General features: G+C 75.2%; 19 protein-coding genes and 1 pseudogene. 15 read left to right on the forward strand and 5 right to left on the reverse strand.

Going from position 1 to position 24,438, the window contains the following annotated elements; translation table 11 throughout:
* Nucleotides 1–57: 57 nt before the first annotated feature.
* Complete coding sequence (locus QP089_RS13075; RefSeq protein ID WP_285911819.1) at nucleotides 58–516, forward strand: hypothetical protein; 459 nt, start codon at nucleotides 58–60, stop codon at nucleotides 514–516.
* Nucleotides 517–552: 36 nt separating this feature from the next.
* On the opposite strand, the gene QP089_RS13080 is transcribed toward QP089_RS13075, so the two are convergent.
* On the reverse strand, nucleotides 553–1,200 hold the full coding sequence (locus QP089_RS13080; protein ID WP_285911820.1) for a nitroreductase family protein: 648 nt from the start codon (nucleotides 1,198–1,200) through the stop codon (nucleotides 553–555).
* Nucleotides 1,201–1,228: 28 nt separating this feature from the next.
* The gene (locus tag QP089_RS13085; protein WP_285911821.1) at nucleotides 1,229–1,936 is read right to left on the reverse strand and encodes a FadR/GntR family transcriptional regulator; all 708 of its coding nucleotides are present in this window, start codon (nucleotides 1,934–1,936) and stop codon (nucleotides 1,229–1,231) included.
* 172 nt (nucleotides 1,937–2,108) lie between these two features.
* On the opposite strand from QP089_RS13085, the gene QP089_RS13090 reads away from it, so the two are divergent.
* Nucleotides 2,109–3,521, forward strand: a complete 1,413-nt coding sequence (locus tag QP089_RS13090; protein WP_285911822.1) for a GntP family permease — start codon at nucleotides 2,109–2,111, stop codon at nucleotides 3,519–3,521.
* A 42-nt stretch (nucleotides 3,522–3,563) separates the two neighbouring features.
* Here the strand turns inward: QP089_RS13090 and QP089_RS13095 are convergent, their stop codons facing one another.
* On the reverse strand, nucleotides 3,564–4,349 hold the full coding sequence (locus QP089_RS13095; RefSeq protein ID WP_285911823.1) for an SDR family NAD(P)-dependent oxidoreductase: 786 nt from the start codon (nucleotides 4,347–4,349) through the stop codon (nucleotides 3,564–3,566).
* A gap of 236 nt (nucleotides 4,350–4,585) precedes the next feature.
* Here QP089_RS13095 and QP089_RS13100 point away from each other — a divergent pair, with 236 nt between their 5' ends.
* The 4 genes from QP089_RS13100 to QP089_RS13115 are packed head-to-tail and all read left to right on the forward strand — an operon-like array spanning nucleotide 4,586 to nucleotide 7,950.
* On the forward strand, nucleotides 4,586–4,750 hold the full coding sequence (locus QP089_RS13100) for a hypothetical protein (RefSeq protein WP_285911824.1): 165 nt from the start codon (nucleotides 4,586–4,588) through the stop codon (nucleotides 4,748–4,750).
* Nucleotides 4,750–5,655: an ATP-binding cassette domain-containing protein gene (locus QP089_RS13105; protein WP_285911825.1), complete on the forward strand. Its 906-nt coding sequence runs from the start codon at nucleotides 4,750–4,752 to the stop codon at nucleotides 5,653–5,655. Before QP089_RS13100 ends, QP089_RS13105 begins: the two co-directional genes overlap by 1 nt.
* Nucleotides 5,652–6,431 (forward strand): ABC transporter permease, encoded by a 780-nt coding sequence (locus tag QP089_RS13110; protein WP_285911826.1) that lies wholly within the window; start codon nucleotides 5,652–5,654, stop codon nucleotides 6,429–6,431. Before QP089_RS13105 ends, QP089_RS13110 begins: the two co-directional genes overlap by 4 nt.
* A gap of 58 nt (nucleotides 6,432–6,489) precedes the next feature.
* Nucleotides 6,490–7,950 (forward strand): cytochrome P450, encoded by a 1,461-nt coding sequence (locus QP089_RS13115; RefSeq protein ID WP_285911827.1) that lies wholly within the window; start codon nucleotides 6,490–6,492, stop codon nucleotides 7,948–7,950.
* A 70-nt stretch (nucleotides 7,951–8,020) separates the two neighbouring features.
* On the opposite strand, the gene QP089_RS13120 is transcribed toward QP089_RS13115, so the two are convergent.
* Both QP089_RS13120 and QP089_RS13125 read right to left on the reverse strand, forming a co-directional pair.
* Nucleotides 8,021–8,788, reverse strand: a complete 768-nt coding sequence (locus QP089_RS13120; protein ID WP_285911828.1) for a glucose 1-dehydrogenase — start codon at nucleotides 8,786–8,788, stop codon at nucleotides 8,021–8,023.
* Nucleotides 8,789–9,093: 305 nt separating this feature from the next.
* Nucleotides 9,094–9,777, reverse strand: coding sequence for a class I SAM-dependent methyltransferase (locus QP089_RS13125; RefSeq protein WP_285911829.1), 684 nt, complete (start codon nucleotides 9,775–9,777; stop codon nucleotides 9,094–9,096).
* Nucleotides 9,778–10,447: 670 nt separating this feature from the next.
* Here QP089_RS13125 and QP089_RS49025 point away from each other — a divergent pair.
* The 9 genes and pseudogenes from QP089_RS49025 to QP089_RS13175 all read left to right on the forward strand — a co-directional run bounded on the left by QP089_RS49025 (nucleotide 10,448) and on the right by QP089_RS13175 (nucleotide 24,437).
* Nucleotides 10,448–12,420, forward strand: a pseudogene (locus tag QP089_RS49025) (DUF4407 domain-containing protein).
* A gap of 20 nt (nucleotides 12,421–12,440) precedes the next feature.
* Nucleotides 12,441–13,010, forward strand: coding sequence for a 4Fe-4S single cluster domain-containing protein (locus QP089_RS13140; RefSeq protein ID WP_285911831.1), 570 nt, complete (start codon nucleotides 12,441–12,443; stop codon nucleotides 13,008–13,010).
* Nucleotides 13,007–14,380, forward strand: coding sequence for a hypothetical protein (locus tag QP089_RS13145; RefSeq protein ID WP_285911832.1), 1,374 nt, complete (start codon nucleotides 13,007–13,009; stop codon nucleotides 14,378–14,380). Before QP089_RS13140 ends, QP089_RS13145 begins: the two co-directional genes overlap by 4 nt.
* Nucleotides 14,370–16,868, forward strand: a complete 2,499-nt coding sequence (locus tag QP089_RS13150; protein ID WP_285911833.1) for an AAA family ATPase — start codon at nucleotides 14,370–14,372, stop codon at nucleotides 16,866–16,868. Before QP089_RS13145 ends, QP089_RS13150 begins: the two co-directional genes overlap by 11 nt.
* Entirely contained in the window at nucleotides 16,855–18,684 is a 1,830-nt protein-coding gene (locus QP089_RS13155) for a hypothetical protein (RefSeq protein ID WP_285911834.1), read from the forward strand. Before QP089_RS13150 ends, QP089_RS13155 begins: the two co-directional genes overlap by 14 nt.
* Nucleotides 18,685–18,716: 32 nt before the next feature.
* Nucleotides 18,717–19,853, forward strand: a complete 1,137-nt coding sequence (locus QP089_RS13160) for a hypothetical protein (RefSeq protein WP_285911835.1) — start codon at nucleotides 18,717–18,719, stop codon at nucleotides 19,851–19,853.
* Nucleotides 19,850–22,423 carry a hypothetical protein gene (locus QP089_RS13165; protein ID WP_285911836.1) on the forward strand — a complete coding sequence of 858 codons (2,574 nt, stop codon included), beginning with the start codon at nucleotides 19,850–19,852 and terminating at the stop codon, nucleotides 22,421–22,423. Before QP089_RS13160 ends, QP089_RS13165 begins: the two co-directional genes overlap by 4 nt.
* Nucleotides 22,420–23,544, forward strand: a complete 1,125-nt coding sequence (locus tag QP089_RS13170; RefSeq protein ID WP_285911837.1) for a hypothetical protein — start codon at nucleotides 22,420–22,422, stop codon at nucleotides 23,542–23,544. The genes QP089_RS13165 and QP089_RS13170 overlap by 4 nt, the downstream gene beginning before the upstream one ends.
* Nucleotides 23,541–24,437: a coiled-coil domain-containing protein gene (locus QP089_RS13175; protein WP_285911838.1), complete on the forward strand. Its 897-nt coding sequence runs from the start codon at nucleotides 23,541–23,543 to the stop codon at nucleotides 24,435–24,437. Before QP089_RS13170 ends, QP089_RS13175 begins: the two co-directional genes overlap by 4 nt.
* Nucleotide 24,438: the final 1 nt, after the last annotated feature.

Here is a 24,438-nt window from a genome sequence, read left to right on the forward strand (position 1 = left end):
GGAGTCAGCGTCGCCCGACCTGGCCGTCAGACATCGCCACCGGTCACGGGAGCCCGCATGACGATGAGCGCACTCGCCGAGCCCCGGCACCCCGTCCCGCGCGGACGCGCGGCGGCGGACGGCGGGGGCGCGGACGGCGGCGCCGGCCCGGACGGGGCGCAGGAGTACGCGCGCCGGCTCATGTCCCGGCTCGCCGCCCTCGGCCTGCGCACCTCGGGCCCGTGGGAGAGCCCCGCGCCGCCGGACCCGCCGTCCCCGATGGCGGTCTCGGCGCAGTGCGTGCAGGTCGAGCCCTACGTCGGGCGCACCGTGTGGCTGCTGCCGCCGCCCGGCGACCCGGCCGGCGACCGGGACGCGGGCCTGTACTGGCACTGGCAGCGGCCCCGCCGCAACCGCCGCGGCCACCCGATCGCCCGCTGGTTCCAGCCGTTCTGCCCGGCGGCCGACCCGGAGAAGGCCGCCACCGCGATCTCCGAGGCGATCTTCGCCGACGTCCGCAGGCGGCGCCGCCGCTAGCGCGGCGGGCCGCCCATCCTCCGGACTACCTGCGGCTCACCACCGGTCCACGTGGAGGATCTCCTCCAGCGGGACGCGCGGTGCGGGGCGGAACGTCTCGCCGGTGTAGTACGCGGTCGGGACGAGCGCGCCCTGCCGCACGTCGTCCGGCAGGCCGAGGACGTCCGCGACCTCCTGCTCGTAGGCCAGGTGCAGCGTCGTCCACGCCGTGCCGAGGCCGCGCGCCCGCGCCGCCAGCGCGTAGTTCCAGACCGCCGGGAGCAGCGACCCCCACAGCCCGGCCTGGTTGCCCTCCGGCAGCTTCCCGCCGTGCAGCCGCAGGCACGGGATCACCAGCACCGGCACGTCGCCCATCCGCTCGGCCAGGTAGGCGGCGCTGTCGCCGACCCGGCGCTGCACCTGCTCGCGGTCCGGGTCGCCGGCGTACAGGCTCGCGGCCGTGCCGCCGGACGCGGCGTACGCGGCGAACGCGCGCCGGTAGTACTCGCCGATCGCCTTCCGCTTCTCGGTGTCGGTGACGACGATCCAGTGCCAGCCCTGCCGGTTGCTCCCGCTCGGCGCCTGGACGGCGATCTCCAGGCACTCGCGCACGAGGTCCATCGGCACCGGGCGGGCCAGGTCGAGGCGCTTGCGCACCGTACGGGTGGTGGTCAGCAGTTCGTCCGGGCTCAGCGGAAGAGTCATGATCCCAGTATCGACGGCCGGGCGCGGGTCAGGTCTCGGAGGGGTCGAGCATGGCGCGGGTGGCCTCGTCGACGATGTCGCGCATGGCGCGCTCGGCGGCCCCCGCGTCGCCCGCCTGGACGGCCTGGGCGACCTCGGCGTGCCAGCGGATCGCGGCCGGTTCCGGGTGCGCGGGCATGAGGTGGTGGCGGGTGCGGCCCGCCAGCACGGCCGCGACCACCCCGCTGAGCGCGCCCATCATCTCGTTGCCGGACGCCTCCAGCAGCGTCCGGTGGAACAGGACGTCCGCCTCGAGGTAGGCCTCCAGGTCGCCCGCCTTGCCGTGCACCGCCATCTGCATGACGGCGCCGGTCAGCGTGCCGCACTGCGCGGGGGTGGCGCGCTGCGCCGCCAGGTGGGCCGCGACGGGTTCGAGGCCGCGCCGCAGTTCGCCGAGCTCGCGGAGCTGCTCGTCGCGGCCGGGGCCGGCCAGCCGCCAGCCGATGATCTGCGGGTCGAACAGGTTCCAGCAGCGGCGCGGCGCCACCGTGATCCCGACGCGGCGGCGGCTGGTGACCATGCCCATCGACTCCAGCACCCGGATCGCCTCCCGGACCACCGAGCGGGAGACCCCGAACCGGGCCTCCAGCTGCTCGATCCGCAGCACCGCGCCCGCCGGGACGTCCCCCGAGCTGATCTGCACGCCGAGCCGGTCGACGACGCTGCCGTGCAAGCCGGCCCGACTGTCTGCCACCATGCCGCCAATCATCACATGATTGCCTCGATGCGGGCACACCGCGATGTCAAAGGTATGTTTTTTCCGCTCGACCTCTTGATTACGGCTGGTCAATAAGGTGCACTCGGCGGGTGGCGCCCGATCCCCCACCCCCTGGGGTCCCCCAGCCCGCCACCGAGGAGGATGACCGCACATGCACTCGATCGTGCTGGCCGCGGAACCGGCCGCGTCCAGCGGGCGGCTGGTGGCCGCCGCGCTGGTCGGCATCGCGCTGATCGTCGTACTGATCACCTATTTCAAGCTGCACCCCTTCCTCAGCCTCACCCTCGGCTCGCTGCTGGTCGGGGCCGTCGCGGGACTGGCGATGGCCGACACCGTCAAGAGCTTCGGCAAGGGGTTCGGCGACACCGCCTCCAGCGTGGGCGCGCTGATCGCGCTCGGCGCGATGTTCGGCAAGCTGCTGGCCGACTCCGGCGGCGCCGACCGGATCGTCGACACCCTCGTCGGACGGTCCGGGCGGCGCGCGCTGCCCTGGGCGATGGCGCTGGTCGGCGCGCTGATCGGGCTGCCGATGTTCTTCGAGATCGGGCTCGTGCTGCTGATGCCGGTGATCTACCTGGTGGCGCGCCGCTCCGGGCTGTCGATCATCGCGGTGGGCATCCCGGCGCTGGCCGGGCTGTCGGCGATGCACGGGTTCGTCCCGCCGCACCCGGGTCCGCTCGTCGCGATCGACGCGCTGCACGCCGACCTCGGCGTCACGCTCGGCCTCGGCGTGCTCATCGCCGTCCCGACCATCGCCCTCGCCGGCCCGGTGTTCGCCCGGTTCGCCGGCCGCTGGGTGGACGTCCGGCCGCCCGAGCTGTTCACCACCGCCGAGGACGCGGAGGGCGCGAAGACCGAGGAGGGCGAGGAGGCCGCCGAGGACGCGCGGGGCGGGCGCCGCCCGTCGTTCGCGCTCACGCTGGCGACCGTGCTGCTGCCGGTCGTGCTCATGCTGCTCAAGGCGTTCGCCGACATCGTGCTGGACGAGGGCACCGGGCTCTACACCGTCCTGGACAACCTCGGCACCCCGCTGATCGCCCTGCTCATCGCGGTGGTCGTCGCGATGTTCACGCTCGGCGGCGCCGCCGGCATGGACCGCTCGACGATCACCAGGACGCTGGAGCGGTCGCTGCCGCCCATCGCCGGCGTGCTGCTGATCGTCGCGGCCGGCGGCGGCTTCAAGCAGACGCTCGTCGACACCGGCATCGGCAAGATCGTCGCGGACTGGGTGGACGGCAGCGGCGTCTCGGTGCTGCTGCTCGGCTGGCTGGTCGCGGTGCTGATCCGGCTCGCGACCGGGTCGGCGACCGTGGCGACCGTCACCGCCTCCGGCATCCTCGCCCCGCTCGTCACCGGGCTGAGCACCGGCGACACCTCGCTGCTGGTGCTCGCGGTCGGCGCCGGCTCGCTGTTCTTCTCGCACGTCAACGACGCCGGGTTCTGGCTGGTCAAGGAGTACTTCGGGCTGAGCGTCGGGCAGACGATCAGGTCGTGGTCGCTGATGGAGACGGTGATCTCGGTCTGCGGGCTGGCGTTCGTCCTCGCGCTGAACCTGGTCATCTGAGCCGCGGGCGACGGCGCCGCGTCCCGCGCGGCGCCGTCGCGGTCACAGCATGACCTTGCCGCCGGCGATGTCGAGGGTCAGGCCGGTGAGCCAGGACGACTGGTCGGAGGCGAGGAACAGGGCGGCGCCGGCGACGTCGCGGATCTCGCCGAGGCGGCCGAGCGGGTGCGCGGCGGCGACCCGGTCCTGCACGTCCTGCGGCATGAAGCGGCCGGTCCGCTCGGTGCGGATCGTGCCGGGCGCGACGCAGTTCACCCGCACCCCGTGCTCGCCCATCTCGGCGGCGACGTGCCTGGTCAGCGCCTGGATCCCGGCCTTGGCCGCCTCGTAGGCGACCGGCGCGCCCCACGGGTTGCCGAGGTCGCGCCCGCCGCCGTTCGGCAGGTTCGACGGCATCCGCCCGGCCGAGGACGACATCGTGACGATCGAGCCGGCGCCGCGCTCCTGCATGCCCGGCAGGAAGCTCTTCAGCGTCAGGAAGGTCGCGGTCAGGTTCCCGTCCACGACCGAGTGCCACTCCTCCGGCGTCATGGCGGCCGTCGGGCCGGGACGGGCGATGCCGCCGCCGGCGAAGGCGCAGAGCACGGCCGCGGGCCCGAGCTCCGCCTCGACGCGGCGGCGGGCGTCCTCGATCGCGGCGAGGCTCGTCACGTCCGCGACCACGCCGATGCCGCCGGTCTCCTTGGCGACCCCGTCGAGGGCGTCCCGGTCGCGTCCGAGCACCGCGACCCGGGCGCCCTCGGCGGCGAACGCGCGGGCGGTGCCGGCGCCGATGCCGCGCGATCCACCGGTGATGACGACGACCTTGCCGTTGAGCTCGGGATACATGGGTGCCTCCAGGGCTGGGTGCGTGCTCGTTCCCAGCTTGAGTGAGCGCTCACTCATTGTCAAGGCCGTGCGGGCGCCGGCGACGTCGTCCTCGATGCGCAGAAACCTGGTCACCCCCTCATTGGACGCCCGGCCCCGCCGCGCCGCAAGCGGACGCGGCCATGACGATCTCTGAATAGACAGCATGCCGCTTGCGTGACACTATGTCTCGCAAAACTCGCCGAAGGAGACGCGCCATGCCCGACCTGCCCTCGCACCCCGACACCGAGCGCGGCGACGGCCCCGCCATCGCCGGCCGGTCGCGCCGCCGCACGCTGCTCGCCCTCGCCGCCGCCGCGGCCGTGGTCGTCCTGGTCGCGGTACTGCACCTGACCGGGGTCATCGAGATGGGCGGGCACTGATGATCGAGGCGGACGGGCTCGTGAAGCGCTACGGGGCCGTCACGGCGGTGGACGGCCTGTCGTTCACCGTCCCGCCCGGCTCGGTGACCGGCTTCCTCGGCCCGAACGGCGCCGGGAAGTCGACGACCATGCGGATGATCCTCGGGCTGGACGCGCCCACCGCGGGCACCGTGACCGTCAACGGCCGCCCCTACACCGGCCACCGGCGCCCGCTGCTGGAGGTCGGGGCGCTGCTGGACGCCCGGGCCGTCGCGGGCGGACGGTCCGCGCGCAATCACCTGATGTGGCTCGCGCTGAGCAACGGCCTCCCGCGCTCGCGGGTGGACGAGGTGCTCCGCCGGGTCGGGCTCGCCTCCGCCGCCCGGCAGAACGTCGGCGGGTTCTCGCTCGGCATGGCGCAGCGGCTCGGCATCGCCGCCGCGCTGCTGGGCGACCCGCCGGTGCTGATGTTCGACGAGCCCGTCAACGGCCTCGACCCCGACGGCGTCGCCTGGATCCGGACGCTGCTGCGGTCGCTGGCCGGCCAGGGCCGCACCGTGTTCCTGTCCAGCCACCTGATGAGCGAGATGGCGCTGACCGCCGACCGGCTCGTCATCATCGGCCGCGGCCGGCTCATCGCCGAGACCGGCATCGCCGACCTGCTCGCCGAGGACCACGTCCGGGTCCGCTGCGCCGAACCGGACGCGCTGACCGGGCTGCTCGCCGCGCGCGGCGCGACCGTCGCCCGCGGCACCGACGGCGCGCTCCGCGTCACCGGCGCCACCGCCGGCGAGATCGGCGACCTCGCCCGCACCCGCGGCCTCGGCCTGCTGGAGCTGTCGCCGCAGCGGACGTCGCTGGAGGAGCGCTACATGGAACTGACCCGCGACGCCGCCGAATACCGGTCCGAGGCGGCCGCGTCATGAACGCCGCGGGCTTCACCGGCATCGTGCGCGCCGAGTGGTGCAAGCTGCGCACCGTCCGCTCCACCCTCTGGGTGCTGCTGGCCGCGTTCGCCGCCAACATCGGGTTCGCCGTCCTGACCGCGACCGTGCTGGCGCCCCGGCTGGGGTCCGGCGAGCGGGCGCGCGTCGACGCCGTCCAGGTCGCGCTGGCGGGGCTGCACCTGTCGCAGATCGCGTTCGGCGTCCTCGGCGCGCTCGTCATCACCGGCGAGTACGGCAGCGGCATGATCCGCACGACGCTCGCCGCCGTCCCGCGCCGCCGCGCCGTCCTCGCCGCGAAGGCGCTGGTGCTCGCGGGGTTCACGCTGGTGGCGTCCACCGCGTCGACGTTCGCCGCCTACCTGGCCTTCCAGGCGGCGCTGCCCGCGCACACGCTGGCCGGGACGTCGCTGTCGGACCCCGGCGTCGCGCGCGCCGTGGCGGGCGGCGGCCTCTACCTGACCGCGCTCGGCCTGCTCGGCTTCGGGCTCGGCGCCGTCCTGCGCTCCTCGGCGGGCGCCATCGCCGCCCTGTTCGGCCTGCTCTTCGTGCCCCCGCTGCTGCTGGACCTGCTGCCGCGGACCTGGAAGGACACCGTCGGCCCCTACATCCCGATGCAGTCGGGCGACCAGATCTACATCGCCGCGCACCGCGACGCCGTCGCCCTCGGCCCCTGGACGGGCTTCGGCGTGTTCTGCCTCTACGCCGCCGCCGCGGTCGCGGCCGGACTCGTCCTCACCACCCGCCGAGACGCCTGAACGGAAACGTCCCTTAGGCGTCGTCGCCGTTGAGTACCCCTTTGAATCGGGAGAGGGCATGCCGACATCACGAGCCAGCGTCCGTACCGACCGCGCCACCCGCTATCTCACCCAATTGCGCAAGCACACCGACCGTCTCCGGCACCACACGGGGCCCGCCGAATGGTCGGATGCGGAAGGCACCATCGAATTGCCCTGGGGACGCTGCACCTTGCGCGCCGGCCGCGACGAACTGACGCTGCACGCCGAAGCCGAGAACGAAGAGCGGCTCCGGCGCGTCCAGGACGCCATCGCCGCCCGCCTGCGGACGATCGGCCGCCGCGACGCGCTCACCGTCTCCTGGACGAGGAGCGCCGCGTCCATCGTCGAAGCCCTGACCTCACCCGCCGGACGCGCCGACCCGTTCCCCCTTTACGCCGAAGCCCACGAACTCGGGCCGGTCTCCGCAATAGACGACACCTGGTTCCTCGTCCCCGGCTACGCCGCCGTCGACCAGGTACTCCGCAATCCCGATTTCGGCCCCTCGCCCCGCTCATCGTCACCCTCGAACCCGGATATCCCCTCGATGAGCCGGTCGATCCTGTGGGCCAATCCACCCGATCACGGACGCATGCGTTCGCAGCTATCGCAGGTGTTCACGCCCCGCCGCGTCGCCGCCCTGCGCCCCGCGATCGAAACCGCTGTGGAGTCCTTGCTCGACGGCCTCGAAGGCGACCCCGTCGATTTCATGGACCGGTTCGCCTTCCCGCTGCCCATTACCGTCATCGGCGAAATGCTCGGCGTCCCCCCGTCCGACCGCCACCGTTTCCGCCCGCTCGCCACCGACCTCACCGAAGCACTGGAACTGCCCGCCCTCACGTCGCGTTCCGCCTCCGCCGAATCGGCCGCCCGCGAACTCGGCGAATACTTCACCGCGCTCATCCGCGAGCGCCGCGCGCATCCCCGCGACGACCTCGTCAGCGCCCTGGTCACCGCCCGGATCACCGACGACGAACTGCTCGCCAACCTCGTCCTGCTGCTCGTCGCCGGCTTCGAGACCACCACGAACCTCCTCGGCAACGGCCTCGCCCTCCTCTTCGACCACCCCGAAACCGCGTCCGCCCTGCGCTCCGGCGAACTCCCCGCCGCGCGATTCGTCGAAGAAGTGCTCCGCTACGACTCCCCCGTCCAGATCACCACCCGGACGGCCCGCACCGAAAACCTCACCATCGCCGGCACTCCCATTCCGGAAGGCAGCGAAGTCGTCCTTCTCCTGGGCGCCGCGAACCGCGACCCGTCCCGCTTTCCCGACCCGGACCGCTTCGACCCGTCCCGCCGCGACAACAAACCCCTGAGCTTCGGCGCCGGCCCGCACATCTGCCTCGGCAACGCCCTGGCCCGCCTGGAAGCGACCATCGCCTTCCCCCGCCTCCTGGCCCGCTACCCCGCCCTCTCTCCCGCCGCCCCGCCCACCCGCCAAAACCGCCTGACCCTAAGAGGCCACACCGCCCTCCCCATCCACCTCACCCGAAAGCCTTGAACCATCGGCATCGCCATGGGCCGCCGCCTCGACCGCGGCCTGGCCGCCTGCCTGAGCTGCGAGGGCGATCTCAGTGGGTGGTGAAACCGCCCTCCACGGGCAGGGCGACGCCGACGACGAAGGCGGCGGCCGGGCTGCACAGCCACAGGACGGCGTCGGCGATCTCGTCGGCGGTGCCCAGACGGCCGATGGGCTGCTGCTTCATGATCTCGGCCATGGCCTCGGCCTGGCCTTCCAGCATGTCGGCGACCATCGGGGTCTCGATGACGCCGGGGCACACGGCGTTGATGCGGATGCCCCGGGAGGCGTACTCGACCGCGGCGCTGCGGGCCAGGCCGATCACACCGTGCTTGGAGGCGTGGTAGGCGGCGCGTTCGGGCAGGCCGACCAGCCCGCCCAGGGAGGAGCAGTTGACGATCGCGCCGGAGCCTTGGGCGCGCATCTGCCGCAGCTCGTGCTTCTGGCAGGCCCAGATGCCGCGCAGGTTGACCGCGTTGACACGGTCGAAGTCCGCGGCCGTCTCGTCGGCGGCGTCGGCGGGAGGGGCCTGGATGCCGGCGTTGTTGTAGGCCATGTCCAGGCGCCCGAAGGCCGAGACGGTGCGGTCGACGGCGGCGGCGACCTGGTCTTCGTCGGTGACATCGCAGGCCAGGGCCAGAGCCTGGTGGCCGGCGCCGGTGAGCTCCGTGGCGGCCTGCTCGACGGCGGCGGCGTTGACGTCAACCGGGGCAACGGCGGCGCCGGAGGCGGCGAAGGCCCGGCCGGCGGCCAAGCCCATGCCCGAGGAGGCGCCGGTGACGAAGGCGGCCTGCCCGGAGAAGTCGTAGGTGGGATTCACTTCCTGGTGCTCCTTCATCGGGCTCGTTACGGCTGGAGGAGGGTCTTGATGGCGCGGCGCTCGTCCATGGCCATGGAATGGGCGCACCGGCTTCACATCCGGCGCCGCGCTTTCTAGATAACCCCAGGTGAGAGGGCATAACCAGGCACGGTCAAAGGGTGTACCGGCAGTACATCCCTAGGGCCGCGGGGAGGACGTGCCGTCGAGGGGTGGACAACCGTGAAGAGGTCCGCGAGGCGCCCACGACGTCCTCTCCGTCGATGTCGATCAAGGATGAGCTGCTCGCGGTCTGACGCCTGCCCGGATCAGAGGCGGGTGGCGGTGCCCAGGATGTGCGGGGTCTGGGGCAGGGACGGTCTCGAGTCGGGCCAGTTGATGTGGGTGACCTGCTCGTAGGTGAAGCCGGCGCGTTCTATCGCGGACTCGGTGTCGTTGGCGAGGTGGCAGCCGCCGGTCAGGAGCGGCCAGACGGTGGCGTCCAGGGTGCGTTGGACGCGGCGCAGGCCCGGGGACTCCGCGCGGACGTGCTCGAAGAAGAGCAGCCGCCCGCCCGGGCGCAGCACGCGGTGCATCTCCGCCAGGGCGGCGGCCCGGTCGGTCACCGAGCACAGCATCAGGCAGGCGACCACCGTGTCGAAGTCGCCGTCGGGGACGTCCAGGTGCTCGGCGACGCCGTCGACGACATCGACCGGCACCGGTGCCGCGCCGGCGGCGGCCGTGGCCAGGCGGCGCAGGTGCGGTTCGGGTTCGACGGCGACGACCCGGGTGACCTCGGGCGGGTAGTGCGCGAAGTTGGCGCCCGCGCCGGCGCCGACCTCCAGCACCCGTCCCGCGGCACCGGACAGGAGCGCCCGCCGGTGCTCGGTGCCGCCGCTGCGGTCCATGGCGGGGCTGGCGCGGGCGTAGAAGCGCGCGAAGAGGGGATGGCCGCGCCGCCGCCGCACACCGTCGCGGGGACTGGACGCGGCGGGTCGCGTTCGGCGGTTCATCGGCGTTCCTCCTTCGCGGACGCTACCCCGATTGTGGGCGGGGCCACCGCGACCGGCGGATCGACGCGCCGCAGACCGGGGCGCAACCCCCGGCGGGGTTCCGGAAGCGGTCAGTCGCGGCCGACTTCGGCCACTTCTTCCGTGTGTGTCGGGAGACTCACAAGGTTCGTGTGTTAACTGCCAGTATCTAACGAACCCTCTCGGTAAGGGATGCGTCACAACTGAAAGCCGGTGGCATCGCGGCCCGCGCATGCCGTCCGGTGGATGTCCGGCGGACCGGTGGCCGAACGCCACGGCGGAGGTGCGAATGGCGTTGGAGGACGAGCCGGGCGGGCACCCGCGCCCCCCGTCCTGGGGCATGCGCGACCCGGGCGCACCAGGCGGAGGGGGCTCACCGGGAGGGGTCCCGCGGCCTGGGATGCCCAATGACGGGGTGCCGATACCGGAACGACCGGGTGCACGGGTCGTACCCCCGCACGTCCGCGCGGACGTGCGCGCGCCCGATGCTCCCGTAGAGAACGCCGACGAGCGCGCCGAACCGCTGCGCGCGGGCGTCCTGCGCCGCCGCGCGCCCGGCCGGCTGCGCGCGGCGCTCCGGCGCGCCTCCCCTCCCACCGCGGACCGGCTCCCCCCTGTCCCCCCGACCGAGCGTCCAGTGAGGGCCGAGCACATGACCGAAGCGAGCACGCCCGCCCCGGAGCCCGGCCGCCGACCCCCGGAGCCCGGCCGGCGGCGCGGCGGGGAGCGGTTCTCCCCGCTGCTGTGGGCGTCCGGCGTCAACCGGGACATCCTGCGGCAGACACCCACCGACAAGGCGCGCTTCCAGGGTCTCGGCAGCGTGGTGATCTTCACGGCGGCGCTGGCCGGGGTGTCGATGGCGGCGGCGCTGCACATCGCGCTGAAGGCGCCGTGGCCGGTGATCGTGCTGCTGACGGCGGGCTGGTTCCTCGGCATCCTGTCGCTGGACCGCTGGCTGGTCGCCTCCATGACGCGGACCGCCAGCAAGATGGGCGTGGTCTTCCTGGCACTGCCCCGGTTGCTGCTCGCGCTGCTGTTCGGGTTCGTGCTGTCGATGCCGATCGTGCTGCAGATCTTCGCGCCGGAGATCTCGCAGGAGGTCAACGTCCTGCACGCCGAGGCGGAGTCGAAGTACCAGGCGCAGACCGCGGGCGACCAGGTCGGCAAGCGCATCGACTGGCTGGAGAAGCGCAAACAGCAGCTCGAGGCGCAGATCACCGCGGGCGGCCTGCCCGCGACACCGGACGCCGACCCCACCCTCAAGCAGCTCCAGGACAAGCGCGACCGGCTGCAGAAGGAGTTGGAGCAGCGGCGCGAGAAGCTGACCTGCGAGCAGCTCGGCCAGTGCGGGACGGGCCGCGCCGGCCTCGGCCCGGAGGCCCGCAAGCGCATCCAGGACTACAACGACACCAAGCGCGACTTCGACACCGCCGACACCCAGCTCAAGAACTACATGGCGCAGCTCAAGACCAAGGGCGTCCAGGACGCGCGGAACGAGCTGAACGGGCAGGGCGGCGCCGAGGCGTGACGGCGGAGCTGACCCGGCTGAAGAAGCAGCAGTCCGCGCTCCAGGCGCAGCACGCGGCCGACACCCGCGACTCCGACGGCATGGCGCTGCGGCTGGAGGCCCTCGACCGGCTCTCGCAGAAGAACGGGACGATCGGCACCGCGCACCTGTTCGTCACGCTGATGTTCATCGCGATCGAGCTGCTGCCGGTGCTGGTGAAGATGATGCAGATCCTCGGCCCGCCGACCGTCTACGACGATCTCGTCGCGGCGCACGAGCGGGAGAACCGGGAGACCGGCGCGCACCTCGCCCGGCGCGACGCGGACGTGGCGCGGGTCCGCGCCGCCGACGACGTCAAGTACGCCGGGCTGGTCTACGACGCGCGCCGCGCGGTGCTGGCGGACCTCGCGCAGCGGACGGCCATGGCCGAAGGCGAGGTCGGCGAGGCGGCGCTGGAGGAGTGGAAGCGGCGCGAGATGGCGCGGATCCCCGCCGACCTCGACCGGTACGTCCGGACGGAGCCGGGCTACGACCGCCGCATGCCGTCCGGGAGCCCGGGCGGTCTCGCGTTCGATCCTCCGGTGCCGTCCGGCGGGAACGGCGGCTTCGCGAGCAGCGGCTCGAACGGCGCGGGCTCGAACGTGCGCGTGGTGAACGGCATGCCCGGCGGCTCGTACGGCGCGGGCGCAAGCGGCAACGCGGCGCCGTTCGGCGGCGGCAGCGCCGGTGATCCGATCGGCGGTTCGTACGGTTCCGGTGCCGGCGGCAGCGCGGCGCCCTTCGGAGGCGGCGGCTCCTTTGGAGCCGGGGCAGGCGGCAGCGCGACGCCGTACGGCGGCAATGTCGACGCCGGTGGCGCGGTGCCGTACGGCGGCAACGTCGACGCTGGCGGCGCGGCGCCGTACGGGGGCGCTCCGAACGGAGGCGGTTCGTTCGGTGGCGCAGCTCCCTACGGCGCCGGCCCGAGCGCGGGCGGACGGCTCGGAGGCACGCCGGCGGAGGCGCCGCGGTTCGAGCCGTCCGGCTACGAGGGTCATCTGCGCGACGCCACGCGCCGGTCGCGGCGCGACCAGCTCTTCGGGCCGCTGACGAACTGGTGGCAGGGCCGGCGCCAGTGATCAACGTGGCGGAGACGTGCGTGGGCACGCGGGCGCTCGGGCCGGGGCTGCGTTCGGTGGTGTGGGTGCAGGGCTGCCCGTTCCGCTGCCGGGGCTGCATCGCGCCGGACTGGATCCCGTTCCGCCAGGCCCGCGAGGTGGCGCCGGACGAGCTGGCCCGTGAGCTGCTGGCCGACCCGGACGTCACCGGCCTCACGCTGTCGGGTGGCGAGCCGATGGCGCAGGCGGACGGCCTCGCGGCGATGGTGCGGGCGGCGCGGGCCGGACGCGAGCTGTCGGTCATCTGCTTCACCGGGTTCCGGCGCGAGGAACTGGCCGGACGCCCGGACGCGGAGGCGCTGCTCGCCGAGGTCGACGTGCTGATCGACGGCCGGTACGTGCGGTCCCGCAACGACGACCGGGGGCTGCGCGGCAGCGCCAACCAGCGCGTCCACCACCTGACCGCCCGGCTGGCGGACGCGGCGGGCGCCCTCGGGGACGGCCCGCGCCGCGCGGAGGTGCGGGTCCGCGGCGGGGAGGCGCTGCTGGTCGGCGTGCCGCCCCGCGCGCTGGCCGAAGGCTTCACCACGAGCGACGAGGAGTCCCGATGAGCGGCGCGAAGGTGATCTCCGTGGACGCGGCGGCGTGGCGGGACGCGCAGGCGTCCGCCCGCGACCTGGCGAAGGTGCGGCGGGACATGCCGCGGCTGCTGCGGCAGGTGGAGCGGGCCGCCCGCGCGGACGTGGAGCGGGTGCGGCGCGAGACCGAGGCCCGGCAGGACGGCACCGGCCGCGCGCTCGCCGGGCTGAGCGAGCAGGCCGCGAAGCTGGAGGAGGAGACCGGCCGGCGGCTGCGCGAGCACGGCAGGCAGTTGGCGGAAGGCCGCGAGCGGCTGGCGGAGCAGGGGGAACGGCTCGCCGCGGAGATCGCGCGGGAGCGGGCGGAACGGCGCGCCGGGCTCGCGGCGGTCGACGCGCGGGTCGGCGAGCTGCGCGGCGAGAGCGACGCGGCGGCGGCCACGGCGCGGCGGCTGTTCGAGGACGCGCGGACGATGCACGACGCGATCCGCGACACGCTGCCGCACGACCGGTTCGCCCCCGGCCGGCTGGCCCGGCTGGCGTCCCGGCTGGCCGTCGCGCGGGGGAACCTGGAGGCGCACGCGGCCGGGTACTCGCTGAGCCAGGTGCAGGACCTCTATCTCGACCTGAGCGAGCTGCGCGCGGACGTCGAGCGGCTCGCGCTGGAGTGGGAGGCGGTCCGGGCGGAGGCGCTGGCCGTGCTGCGGACGGTCGCGGCGACCATCGAGGACAACGCCGAGCGTCCCGTGCCGGAGGCCGACCCGGGCACCGTCCTGGACGTCGACCACTGGACCGACGGCGGGCTCGGCGAGCTGCGCGACGAGGTGGCGCGGCGGGTCGAGCTGGTCGCCGACCCGGCCTGCCCGCTGGACGCCGCCGAGCTGCGCGCGCTGATCACCGAGGCGGCGCCGGAGTACGAGGGACGGCTGGACGCGCTGGTCGAGCGGGCCGCGGCGCGGATCGTCGCGTCGCAGCTGCGGGTGAACGTCGCCGAGCAGGTGGTGGAGGTGCTGGAGGGGCAGGGGTTCGCCTGGTCGGACAACACCTACGCGGCCGGGGACGAGCGGCGCGCGTTCTTCAGCCGGCTGCGGCACCGCGCGGACGGCGGCGAGGTCGTGGTGGAGGTGGCGCCGGACGGCGACGGGTCCGGCTTCACGCTGCGGATCCTGTCGTACGAGGACGATCCGGACGAGGCGGCGCGGCGGGAGCGGTCGATGGCGGTGAGCCGGGCGCTGCGCGCGGAGGGCCTCGACGCGGGCGACCCGGCGGAGGAGGGCGGTGAGCCCGATCCGGGGCTGCGCGACTTCGCGGCGCTGTCACGTCCCGCGTCCGAGCATGCGGCGGGCGAGCGCGCGGCGGCGAAGCGGGCCGAGGTGCGCGCCCGAGGGGCCGATGAGCGCTGACCCTCGCGACACGGTGCCCGAGCGGCTGCGGGCGCTGCGCGACGCGGCGCGCGAGGGCGAGTCGGTGCTGCCGCTGTACGGGCCGGGCGTCAAGGACGCGTTCGTGGACGGCCTCTACCGCCAGCACGATCTCGGCAGCGCGGTGTGGGAGGCGCTGCACGACGCCGGTTACGAGCGCATCGTGTTCTTCTCGCTGGACGCGACGCTGACCGTCCGGGACGCGGCGTCGCGGCGCCTCCCCGCCGACCCCGAAGCAGAAGACCGATCGGAGAATGACGCGTCGGTGATGCGCCCCGGCTTCAGCGGCCCGCTCGGGCGCCGCCGCCTGCGCCGCCCGCCCGCCGCGCCGGCGCGGGCGGAGAACCGGGCGATGTCCGGGGCGTTCGCGGTGCGGATGCTGCGGAGCCTGATGCTGGACGAGTCGACGCCGACGGCCGTCGTCGTCGAGCAGCTGGAGGTGCTGGAGCGCTGGCAGGAGGCGCGGGCGCCGTTCGCCGCCGCGCTGGAGCGGTGGCTGGAGTTCCGGCCGGGGAGCCGCAACATCTGCGTGCTGGTGTTCGGCGGGGCGTCGCTGGCGGAGGTCCGCGCGTTCGCCGAGGGCAGCCGCGACCTGCCGGGGCTCGTGCAGGTGGTGCAGGGCGAGGAGCGGCGTCCGGCGCGTCCCGGCCTGCTGCGCCCGCCCGGCGAGGCGGAGCTGGCGCGGCTCGTGCACCGCCTCAGGATCCAGAAGAACCTCCAGATAGCGGACTGGACAAGGCTCGCGGGCACGATCCGCGCGATGGCGGCGCAGGACGTCCCGCTGGAGACCTGGGAGCGGCGGCTCGGCCGGCGGATGGCGGCGGAGGGGACGCCGCTCGGGCAGGAGGAGCTGCACCGGTACGGGTGGATCGCCGGGACGGTCGCGGACGGCGACGTGATGCGCCGCCTCGGCGAGCTGGTCGGCCTGGAGCCGGTGAAGCGGCACCTGGAGGGCCTGCGGTACCGGCCGCCCGCCGGCACGGAACCGGTGTCGCACCATCTGGTCTTCACCGGCAATCCGGGCACGGGCAAGACGACGGTCGCGCGGATCGTCGGCGACCTGTACCGGGAGCTCGGGATCCTGCGGCACGGTCGGGTCCGGTCGGTGCGGGCGAGCGACCTGGTGTCGGGGTTCGTCGGGCAGACGGCGACGAAGACCCGCGAAGTGGTCGACGGCGCGCTCGGCGGGGTGCTGTTCGTCGACGAGGCGTACGAGCTGAGCGACCAGGCGGACGGGTTCGGCCGCGAGGCGATAACCGAGCTGCTCGCCCGGATGGAGGACGACCGCGCCGAACTCGTGGTGATCGTCGCCGGCTACCCCGACGAGATGCAGGAATTCCTCGACAGCAACCCGGGCCTGCGCAGCCGGTTCCCGCACGAGAACGTCATTGCGTTCCCCGACTACGAGCCCGCGGAGCTGGCGGAGATCGCGGCACGGCAGCTGCGTCCGATGGGGATGGCGTGGGGCGAGGGGTTCGAGACGGCGCTCGGCGAGGCGATCGCGGAGCTGCACCGCACGCGCGGCCGCGGGTTCGGCAACGCGCGCGCCGTCCGGGACGTCACGCAGGAGACGGCCGCGCGCTGGGCGCGGCGCGTGAAGGACGACCGCGACCGGCCGCTCGAGCCGCGCGACCTGCCCGAACGGCTGCGCCGCGACGCGCGCCCCGTGCCGAAGGACACTGCCGAGCTGCTCGGCGAGCTGGACGCGATGATCGGGCTGGCGCAGGTGAAGCGGAGCGCGGACGTGCTGGTGAAGCGGCTGCGGCTGCGTCGGCTGCGCGGCCACGGCGAGGTCGTCGCGCCGAACCTGCTGTTCACCGGCCCGCCCGGCACCGGGAAGACGACGGTGGCGCGGCACTTCGGCCGGATCTTCAAGGAAATGGGGCTGCTGGAGCGCGGGCACGTCGTGGAGACGGGGCGGTCGCGGCTGGTCGCGTCCTACGTCGGGCAGACCGCGCCGCTGACCCGCAAGGCCGTGGAGCGGGCGCTCGGCGGGGTGCTGTTCATCGACGAGGCGTACGCGCTGACCGGCGGCGGCGACAACGACTTCGGGCAGGAGGCGATCGACACGCTCGTCGAGGAGATGGAGCGGCATCGCGGCCGGCTCGCGGTGATCGCGGCGGGCTACCCGGAGCCGATGCGCCGGTTCGTCGCGGCGAACGAGGGGCTCGGCTCCCGGTTCTCCGAAACCATCGAGTTCCCCGCCTACGAGGTCGACGACCTGCTGGAGATCCTGCGGTCGATGGCGGAACGGCAGCGCTACGAGCTGCATCCCGCGACGCTCCCGGCGGCGCGGGCGTGGCTGGCGGGCGCGGCGCGGCGGCCCGGGTTCGGCAACGGCCGGACCGTCCGCCGGCTGCTGGAGCGGATGGAGGCGCGGCTCGCCGAACGGGTGGTGGACCGCCCGGACGCCGACGCGCGGATGCTGAACCTGCTGCTGCCGGAGGATGTGCCCGATGAACTCGGCTGACGGCCGCTGCCCGCTGTGCACGGTGCCCGTCGACGCGACCGCGGTGAACGACGCGGCGGCGCGGCGGGACGTCCGGTGCGCGGTGTGCGGGTGGACGCTCGCCGGTCCGTGGCGCCCGGGCCGCGCGGACCGGGCCGCCGCCGAGGCCGCGCTGTCGGAGGCGCGGCTGGAGTTCGACCTGCGGGCGGCGGCGCGCGCCGGGGACGACTGGCTGCCGTACGCCTCCCACCTGCGGGGCCGTCCGAGCGAGACGCAGTGGCAGGCGGCGCGGCGCACGGCGGCCGCGGGCCGGGAGGCGGTGCGCCCGCCGCTGGCGGCGGTGCTGGACGCGCTCGGCCCGCACCGCGCGCTCGTCGTCGTCGCCGTGGAGGACGCCGGGGTCCGGCTGTTCGTGACGGGCGGCGTCCCGGCGGCGGGCCCGCTCGGCTTCCGCGAGCTGGCGTCGGTGCCGTGGCCGGGCCTCCTGCCCGGCCTGGCGCGGGACGCGGTGCGGCGCCGGTTCCAGCTCGCGGGCGGGCCGTCCGGCATCGACCCGGCGTGGGCGGACGCGACGATCGGCGGCGCGGTCGGCGACCTGGTGCGGCGGTACTGCACGTCCGTCGACACCGCGGTGATGACGGCGATGCCCGGCATGCCGTTCCCGGACGCGGTCGTCCGGGCGTTCACCGACCTGCTGCCGGACGTCCGGATCGCGGCGGGCCCGGACGCCGGGGACGGCGACGCCGCCGCGCTGCTCGGCCGGATCGTCGCGGAACGCCCGATCGCCCGCCCCTACGGGCTCGCGGCGCTGCGGGCGCGGCCCGCCGACGGCTCCGCCGAGGTCGTCCGGCTGCCGCTGTTCCCGGCCGGGGCGCGCGCCGGCGACGAGACCGCGGTGCGGGTGCGCCGCGTGCCGGGCGTCCCCGACCAGAAGACCGCGCTCGCGGTCGTCACCTGGGACGATCCGCCCGAGCCGATCCGGATCGTCTCGGCGCGGATGCCGAGGGGCGCGTCCGGCATGGTCCGCGTGGCGCTCGACGGCCCCGGCCGCGTCCGCTTCCTCGAACCGGACGACGTGAGCGACGACGCGCCGTCCTGGCCGGAGCTGCTGCGCCGCGTCCCGGCCCGGCTGCCGGCCACCGCGTTCACCACCGAGCTGGTCTGCGTGCTGGAGCTGGGCGGACGCCCCGAGACCGCCCGGCGCCGCCGCGACCTGGTCGCCGACCTGCTCGAACTGCTCGGCGACGAGCTGGGCGGCACCGCCCGCGTCGCCGTCGTCGGGCACCTCGACCACCCGATCGAGCCGAAGCACAAGGACCGCGACGTGGTGTTCGGCGGCCCCCTGCAACCGCCCGACGACGCCGCCCGCACCCTCGCCGACCTGCCGTCCCCGCCGTCCGAGCGGTTCGGGCCGCGCGCGGCGCCGCTGGAGGACTCCCTCGACCGGGCCGCCGCGCTGCTGGCCGGCCCCCGCGACGGCCGCGCCCGCGTCCTGCTGACCGTCGCGGGCCGCCCGCCGCATCCGGGCAGCGGGCACGGCGACGTGCTCCGGCCCGTCGAGCCGTGCCCGCGGCGGCTGAGCTGGCGGCACGCCGTGGCCCGGATGGAGGCGGCCGGGGTGCGGCTCGTCGCGGTGACCGACGCGCCGGCCCCGCGCGACGCGCCCGGCCCGCACGCCGCGCCCGGCCGCGGGCGCGGCGACGCCCCCGAATGGGAGGTGCTCGGCGCCGCGCACCGCACCGGGCTCGACTCCGTGGACGCCGCCGCCCTCGCCAAGATCCTCGGCGTGCTGCCCGGCGACGACGCCCCGCCGCTGCCGTTCCCCCTCGTCCCCTGACCTCTCCCGCGCGACCCCGTGAAAGGCCCGCCATGACCGCACCCACCCCGCCCGACGAAGCCCGGCCCGGGGAGGCCGGCCCCGAGGAGCCGGCCGGGCCGCCGCCGCCCGCGCCCGAGCGGCCCCGCCGCATCGGGCTGTGGGGCGCGCCGACCTGCGGGAAGACCACCTTCCTCGCGGCGCTGCGGATCGCCGCCGAGGAGGGCGAGCACGACGTCCGGCTCGTCGGCTGCAACCGCGCGTCCACCGAGTTCCTCGCCGACACCACCCGGCAGCTGAAGATCGAGCGGCGGTTCGTCCCGGCGACCCGGGAGCTGCCGCCGAACCTGGCCTGGCAGCTGCACGGCACGCACGTCAAGAAGGTCCGCCCGGACACCGGAAAGCTCCGCTTCAAGCGCCGCCGGCCCGTCCCGTACACGGTGATGCTGGACCTGATGGACGCCCCCGGCGGCATGTTCAGCAGCCGCCCGGAGGACCGGGCCGCGCCCGCGCCGTCGTCCGGGCTGCGGTTCAGCAGCTCCGCCGGATCCGATGACGGCGGGTCCGGCGACGGCGGCGGGGGCGGCGACGCCGAGGAGCGGCTCGTCCGGCACCTGGCGGGCTGCGACGGGCTGCTGTTCCTGTTCGACCCGACCCGCGAGCGGGAGATGAACGACGCGTACGCGTTCTTCCAGCGGACGGTCCTGCAGATCTCCGAGCTGGCCGGGACCAGCGGCGTCGACCACAAGCTCCCGCACCACCTGGCCGTCTGCATCACCAAGTTCGACCACCCCGAGGTGTACGAGCGGGCCGTGCGGCTCGGCTACGTGACGCCGCCGGCGAGCATCTTCGGGATGCCGCGGGTGGACGAGACGCGGGCGCTGGAGTTCTTCCAGGACCTCTACCGCGGCACGCACGCGCACGACCCGGTGAACTCGCTGCTCAACGGCATCCGGTCGCATTTCGGGGAGTCCCGGACCCGGTACTTCGTGACGTCCGCGATCGGCTTCTACCGCGACCCGCTGGAGAACCGGTTCCTGCCGGAGGACTACCTGAACATCGCCGAGCGCTCCGACGGCGGGGACGGCCTCGCCGGCGAGGACCGGTTCCGGATCCGCGGCGACGTCGCCCCGATCAACGTGCTGGAGCCGGTCATGTGGCTGGCCGGGAACGTGGGCGAACCGCGATGACCCGGCCGGTGACCGCGCTGCGGGCCGGGTGGGCGATCCGCGGGAAGCCGCCGGGCAGCTACGACGAGTACCGCGTCACCGGCTGCGGCGGCCCCGACTTCTCCGCCGCCGACTACGCGCACATCCTGCGGCACTACGCGCTCGGCACCCCGTCGCCCGGACGGTCCGGCCCGGCCGCGCTGCCGTGGATCACCATCAGCGAGGTGCGCGGCGCCGACGACGGCACCCGCATCGGCGTCGCGCTGGAGGACTGGACGGGCGAGGCCGACGGCGCGGGCCGCCCCATCGCCGAGACCCGCTACCTGTGCGTCCCGTACGAGGCGATGCGGCGGACGCCCGTGTCGTTCACCGGGCTGAGCGAGGCGCTGGCCGCGCTGGCGCCGCCGTTCCCGTCCGGCGGGCTCGACCTGCGCGTCCCGCCGCTCGACCCGGCGCGGCCCGCCGAGGCCGTCCGGCGGTTCGGCGTCCAGCGGGTCGCCGCGGCGGCGGCGCTGCTGCTGGACGGCCCCGTCACCGTGACCGGGGCGGGCGACCTCGCCGTCGGGGACCGGCTGGAGTTCCTCGACGCCGTCGCGAGCCTGCTGCCCTACGGCTGGCGGACCCGGTTCAGCGCGGCGACCTGGGACCAGAGCGGCAACCGGAACGTGTCGCTGGCGTTCGCGCGGCAGGTCCGCGAGCGCACCGCCGAACTGGACTGGCAGGCGCCGCGGCTGCCGGAGCAGGACACGGCCGGCAAGGCGTACGCGGAGATGCTCGCCGGCCTGTTCGGAGAGCGGGGCCGCACGCACGAGGACGTCATCGCGCACCTCGCGCACGCCACCGAGCCGCTCGCCGACGCCGACCCGGGCACGGCGGTGCGGATCCTCGGCTCGCTCGACTGGCCCGTCACGGTGCTGCGCGCGGTCGAGCGCGGCGCGCACGACCCCGACGACCTGCGGGAACTGCTGAACGGCGGCCGGTACCGGGAACTCGGCGACGCGGACGCCCGCAAGATCCTGCGCGCGCTCGTCCAGGAGCGCGCACCCGGCGACGTCCCGCTGCTGCGCAAGTGCTGGACGGACATCGCGGGCACGACCGTGACGCCGTTCCGGGAGCTGTGCGCGGCCGTGCGCGGGCTCGTCTGGGACGGCGGGAACGTCCCGCCCGCCGAGCGCGCGAAGCGGGCGCTGCCGTACTTCGACCTCGCCGGCGACCTCGGGGGCGCCGACGCGCTGCTCGCGTCGCTGGTCGTCCCGCCCGGTCGCGGCGCGGACGAGGCGGGCGCCGAGGCCGCCGGGCAGCTCGTCCTGGACGTGATCGGCCCGGCGTCGGTCGCCCCGGCCGACCCGCAGTGGCCCGCGACGCTCGGCGAGCTGCCCCGCGCCCCCCGGGTCGTGTGCGCGCTGATGACCGCCCTCGGGCGGGGCGCGGCGCAGCCGCTCCAGGACTGGTACGCGCGGCTGACCCACCACCTGCCCGAGTCGCTGCTCGGGCTGTTCCGCCACCTGCTGTTCGTGCCGCTGACCCCGGTCGACGCGGGACGGTTCGCCGGGCTCGCCGGGCACGACCCCGCCTGCGTCGGCGACGTCCTCGCCCTGGCCGCCGAGGCCCGGCGCCTCGGCCTGGTGCTGGGCGGCATCACCGGCTGGCTGACCTCCCTGGACCGGATCCCCGCCGGGGACGCGCTGCGGCTCACCGGCCGGCTGGCGAGCGTGCGGGCGTCCGACCCCGCCGACCGGGGCGTCCTGGACGGCCTGCTGCTGTGGCTCGGCGAGCCGCCGCACCACGTGACCGGCGGCTCCGCCGCGGACCACCCCCGCTACCGGGAGGGATTCCGCTCGGTATGGGGGCTGCCCATGCCGGAGGGGCGCGCCGACCGGCGCCGCCAGGCCCTCGCGACCTGGCTGCGGGCGGGCGGCTGGGCCGCGACGCCGGGCGGGACCGAGGCCGTCCTGCCGCTGGTCCGCGACCTGACCGCCGGGCCGGTCGCCGACGGGCGGCCGCTGGCGAAGGCGATGCTCGCCGCCCGCGCGCGCGTGCCCGGCCTCGACGGCGTCGCCGAGTACCAGGTCTGGTGGCACGAGGCCGCGCAACGCTTCCCGGAACTCGCGAAGGAGTCCCTGATGACGGTGCTGACGAACCTGCCGCACAACGCCCCCGCCGACCACGTCGGCAGGCTGTGCGCGGAGGAGATGTACCGGGGCGTGCCGAACGACCGGATCGTCGGCATGCTGCTGGACGGCCCGCTGGAGCTGACCGGCGCCGCCGTGGTCCAGATCGTCGACGAGGTCCGGCTGTCGCTGGGCGAGCTCGGCGCGCCCGACGCGGTCAACCGCGCCCTCGACCTGGCCCGCACGTTCGCGCGGGTGGACGCCCTCGGCCCGGAGCTGCGCACCCGGGCCGCCGCCACCGCCGTCGCCGAGATCGACTTCTGGCTGCTGCTGATCGACGTCACCGCCGGGCCCGGCGAGGACGACGACGTGCTGATCGGCGACGACACCCGGGACCGGCTGCGGCGGATCTCCGAGTGGGCGCAGCAGCTCGTCAAGGCGTCCAAGCCCGGGCGGTGGATCCGCGGCGGCAAGCCGTGACGGCGGCGGTCGACGTCGGGACCGCCACCACCCGGATCCGGACGTCCGCCGGCCTCACCGTGATCGGCACGCCGCCACCGGACGCGATCCCGGCCGTGCTCGCCCGGACCGCCGGCACCGGACGGCCGGTCACCTGCGTGGTCCCCGACCACTGGCGCGACCACGGCGCCGGCCTCGCACGGCAGGAACTGCTGCACGCGACCGTCCTGCCGGCCGGGCCGACCACGCTGATCGGCCGGTTCGCCGCCGTCGCCGCGCACGCCGCCGCGCGCACCGGCCCCGGCCGCTACCTGGTCTGCGACGCGGGCGCGTCCGGCACCGGGTTCGGGCTGTGCGAGGTCTTCGGCGACTCCGTCCGGCTCGTGGACGGCGCCTTCGACGCGGGCGCGGGCGGCGACGCGTTCGCCGAGGCCGTGGCGCCGGGGCGGCGCCGGGAGTTCGCGGCGTCCGCCGCCGAGCACGCCGAGCGGCTCGCCACCGTGCTCGCCACCGCCCGCGAGAAGGCGCTGTTCCGCAACGCGCTCGCGCTGCGCGCCGGCGACCTGGAGATCACCGCCGGGGCGCTGCTGGAGGCGTTCGAGCCGGTCGGCGCGCGGCTCGCGGCCCTGGCGTCCCGCTGGCCCTCCGGGTCCGCGCGCGCGGTGCTGACCGGCGGTTTCGCCGAATTCCCGCTCGTTGCCGAGGCGCTGCCGGACGCCGTCCGGCTCGGCCCGCACGCCGCCGTGGAGGGCGCCGCACTGATCGCCGGCGGCCTGTTCCGGGAGGCGCCGCTGCCCGACGTCCGGCTGCCGATCCACCGGATCCGGGACGGGCTGCCCACCGAGGCCGAGATCGGCGTGCCGGGACGGCCCGGCCGGTTCGCCGCCCTCAACGGCCGCGACCTGCTGCTGTGCCACCGCCGCGAGCCCGCGCTCGGCGCCCCCGCGCTCATGCTCGACGACGCCGGGACGCTGCCGGTCGAGGTCGACGGCCGTCCCGCCCCCTGCCGTGCCGGCGCGCTGCCGCCCGGCGCGTACCGGATCGGGCTGCGCGCGGCGACCCGCGGGCCCGTCGTCGTGCTGTTCCCCCTCGCACCCGACGCCGAACCGGTGCCCGTCCCCCTCGAAAGGCCCGCCCGATGACCGACGCGCTCGCCGCACTGAAGGCCGCGCTGGCCGCCGCGCTGGAGGAGGCCCGCGCCGTCCCGCCGTGCGACGACCTCGCCGCGTTCCGGTTCGTCTCCGAGCTGGACGAGGCGCTCCACGACCTGCCGGAACTGCTGGAGACGATGCCCGCCCTCGCCCGCGGCGGCGACCTCGGCCGCGACCTCGTCGCGCACTTCGAAGAGACCACCGCCGAGCTCGCCCGGATGCGCGCGGACCTCACCGCCGACCGCCGCCGGCTGGCCGAGCTGCGTCCCGCCGTGGACGCGATGAAGGCGACCGCCGACGAGCACGCCGCCGTCCGCGCCGAACTCGCCGAACTGCACCGCCTGGACGTCGTACGCGTCGAACTCGACGCGCTCCGCGCCCAGCGCGACGCGTTCGAGGCCCGCCTGCCCGCGTTGCAGGACGCCCGCGACGCGGAGGAAGAGCTTTCCGCGTCCGCCACCGCCCTGCTCCGCCTCACCGGCGCGCAACTGGAGCAACTGGACGAGCGGCTCCGGGAGACCGTCGAGAAGGCCGCCGCCACCGAAGCCGAGCTCACCGACACGCGGCGCCGCCTCGCCGCCGAACGCGACGCCCTGGAGGCGAAGCACGCCGAACTCGCCACCGCCGCCGACGGCTTCACCGCGCTCCAGGCCGACACCGAACGGCTGATGCCCGCGCTGACCCTCTACCGCGACGCCGACCGCGCCCTCCTGGACGGCCTGGCCCGCGGCTCGCTCGTCAAAACGTCCGGCCTCCAGCGCGCCCGCGACGCCCTCGACCTGGTCGAACGCACCCTCGACGACCTGGACGCCGCCCTCGCCACCGCGCTGGAAATCCACGACCAGGCCCATTCCGAGGCCCGCCGCGTCCTCCCCCTCACCTGAG

This window comes from Actinomadura opuntiae (assembly GCF_030283205.1).
In the GTDB taxonomy this organism is placed as follows: Bacteria; Actinomycetota; Actinomycetes; order Streptosporangiales; family Streptosporangiaceae; genus Spirillospora.

Excerpts from the sequence above, each read along its gene's own strand:
- QP089_RS13155 (WP_285911834.1), top strand. The coding sequence starts at position 16,855 with ATGAACTCGGCTGACGGCCGCTGCCCGCTGTGCACGGTGCCCGTCGAC.
- QP089_RS13095 (WP_285911823.1), bottom strand. The coding sequence starts at position 4,349 with ATGTATCCCGAGCTCAACGGCAAGGTCGTCGTCATCACCGGTGGATCG.
- QP089_RS13110 (WP_285911826.1), top strand. The coding sequence starts at position 5,652 with ATGAACGCCGCGGGCTTCACCGGCATCGTGCGCGCCGAGTGGTGCAAG.
- QP089_RS13085 (WP_285911821.1), bottom strand. The coding sequence starts at position 1,936 with ATGGTGGCAGACAGTCGGGCCGGCTTGCACGGCAGCGTCGTCGACCGG.
- QP089_RS13150 (WP_285911833.1), top strand. The coding sequence starts at position 14,370 with ATGAGCGCTGACCCTCGCGACACGGTGCCCGAGCGGCTGCGGGCGCTG.
- QP089_RS13160 (WP_285911835.1), top strand. The coding sequence starts at position 18,717 with ATGACCGCACCCACCCCGCCCGACGAAGCCCGGCCCGGGGAGGCCGGC.
- QP089_RS13145 (WP_285911832.1), top strand. The coding sequence starts at position 13,007 with ATGAGCGGCGCGAAGGTGATCTCCGTGGACGCGGCGGCGTGGCGGGAC.
- QP089_RS13175 (WP_285911838.1), top strand. The coding sequence starts at position 23,541 with ATGACCGACGCGCTCGCCGCACTGAAGGCCGCGCTGGCCGCCGCGCTG.
- QP089_RS13115 (WP_285911827.1), top strand. The coding sequence starts at position 6,490 with ATGCCGACATCACGAGCCAGCGTCCGTACCGACCGCGCCACCCGCTAT.
- QP089_RS13105 (WP_285911825.1), top strand. The coding sequence starts at position 4,750 with ATGATCGAGGCGGACGGGCTCGTGAAGCGCTACGGGGCCGTCACGGCG.
- QP089_RS13100 (WP_285911824.1), top strand. The coding sequence starts at position 4,586 with ATGCCCGACCTGCCCTCGCACCCCGACACCGAGCGCGGCGACGGCCCC.
- QP089_RS13075 (WP_285911819.1), top strand. The coding sequence starts at position 58 with ATGACGATGAGCGCACTCGCCGAGCCCCGGCACCCCGTCCCGCGCGGA.
- QP089_RS13165 (WP_285911836.1), top strand. The coding sequence starts at position 19,850 with ATGACCCGGCCGGTGACCGCGCTGCGGGCCGGGTGGGCGATCCGCGGG.
- QP089_RS13090 (WP_285911822.1), top strand. The coding sequence starts at position 2,109 with ATGCACTCGATCGTGCTGGCCGCGGAACCGGCCGCGTCCAGCGGGCGG.
- QP089_RS13080 (WP_285911820.1), bottom strand. The coding sequence starts at position 1,200 with ATGACTCTTCCGCTGAGCCCGGACGAACTGCTGACCACCACCCGTACG.
- QP089_RS13125 (WP_285911829.1), bottom strand. The coding sequence starts at position 9,777 with ATGAACCGCCGAACGCGACCCGCCGCGTCCAGTCCCCGCGACGGTGTG.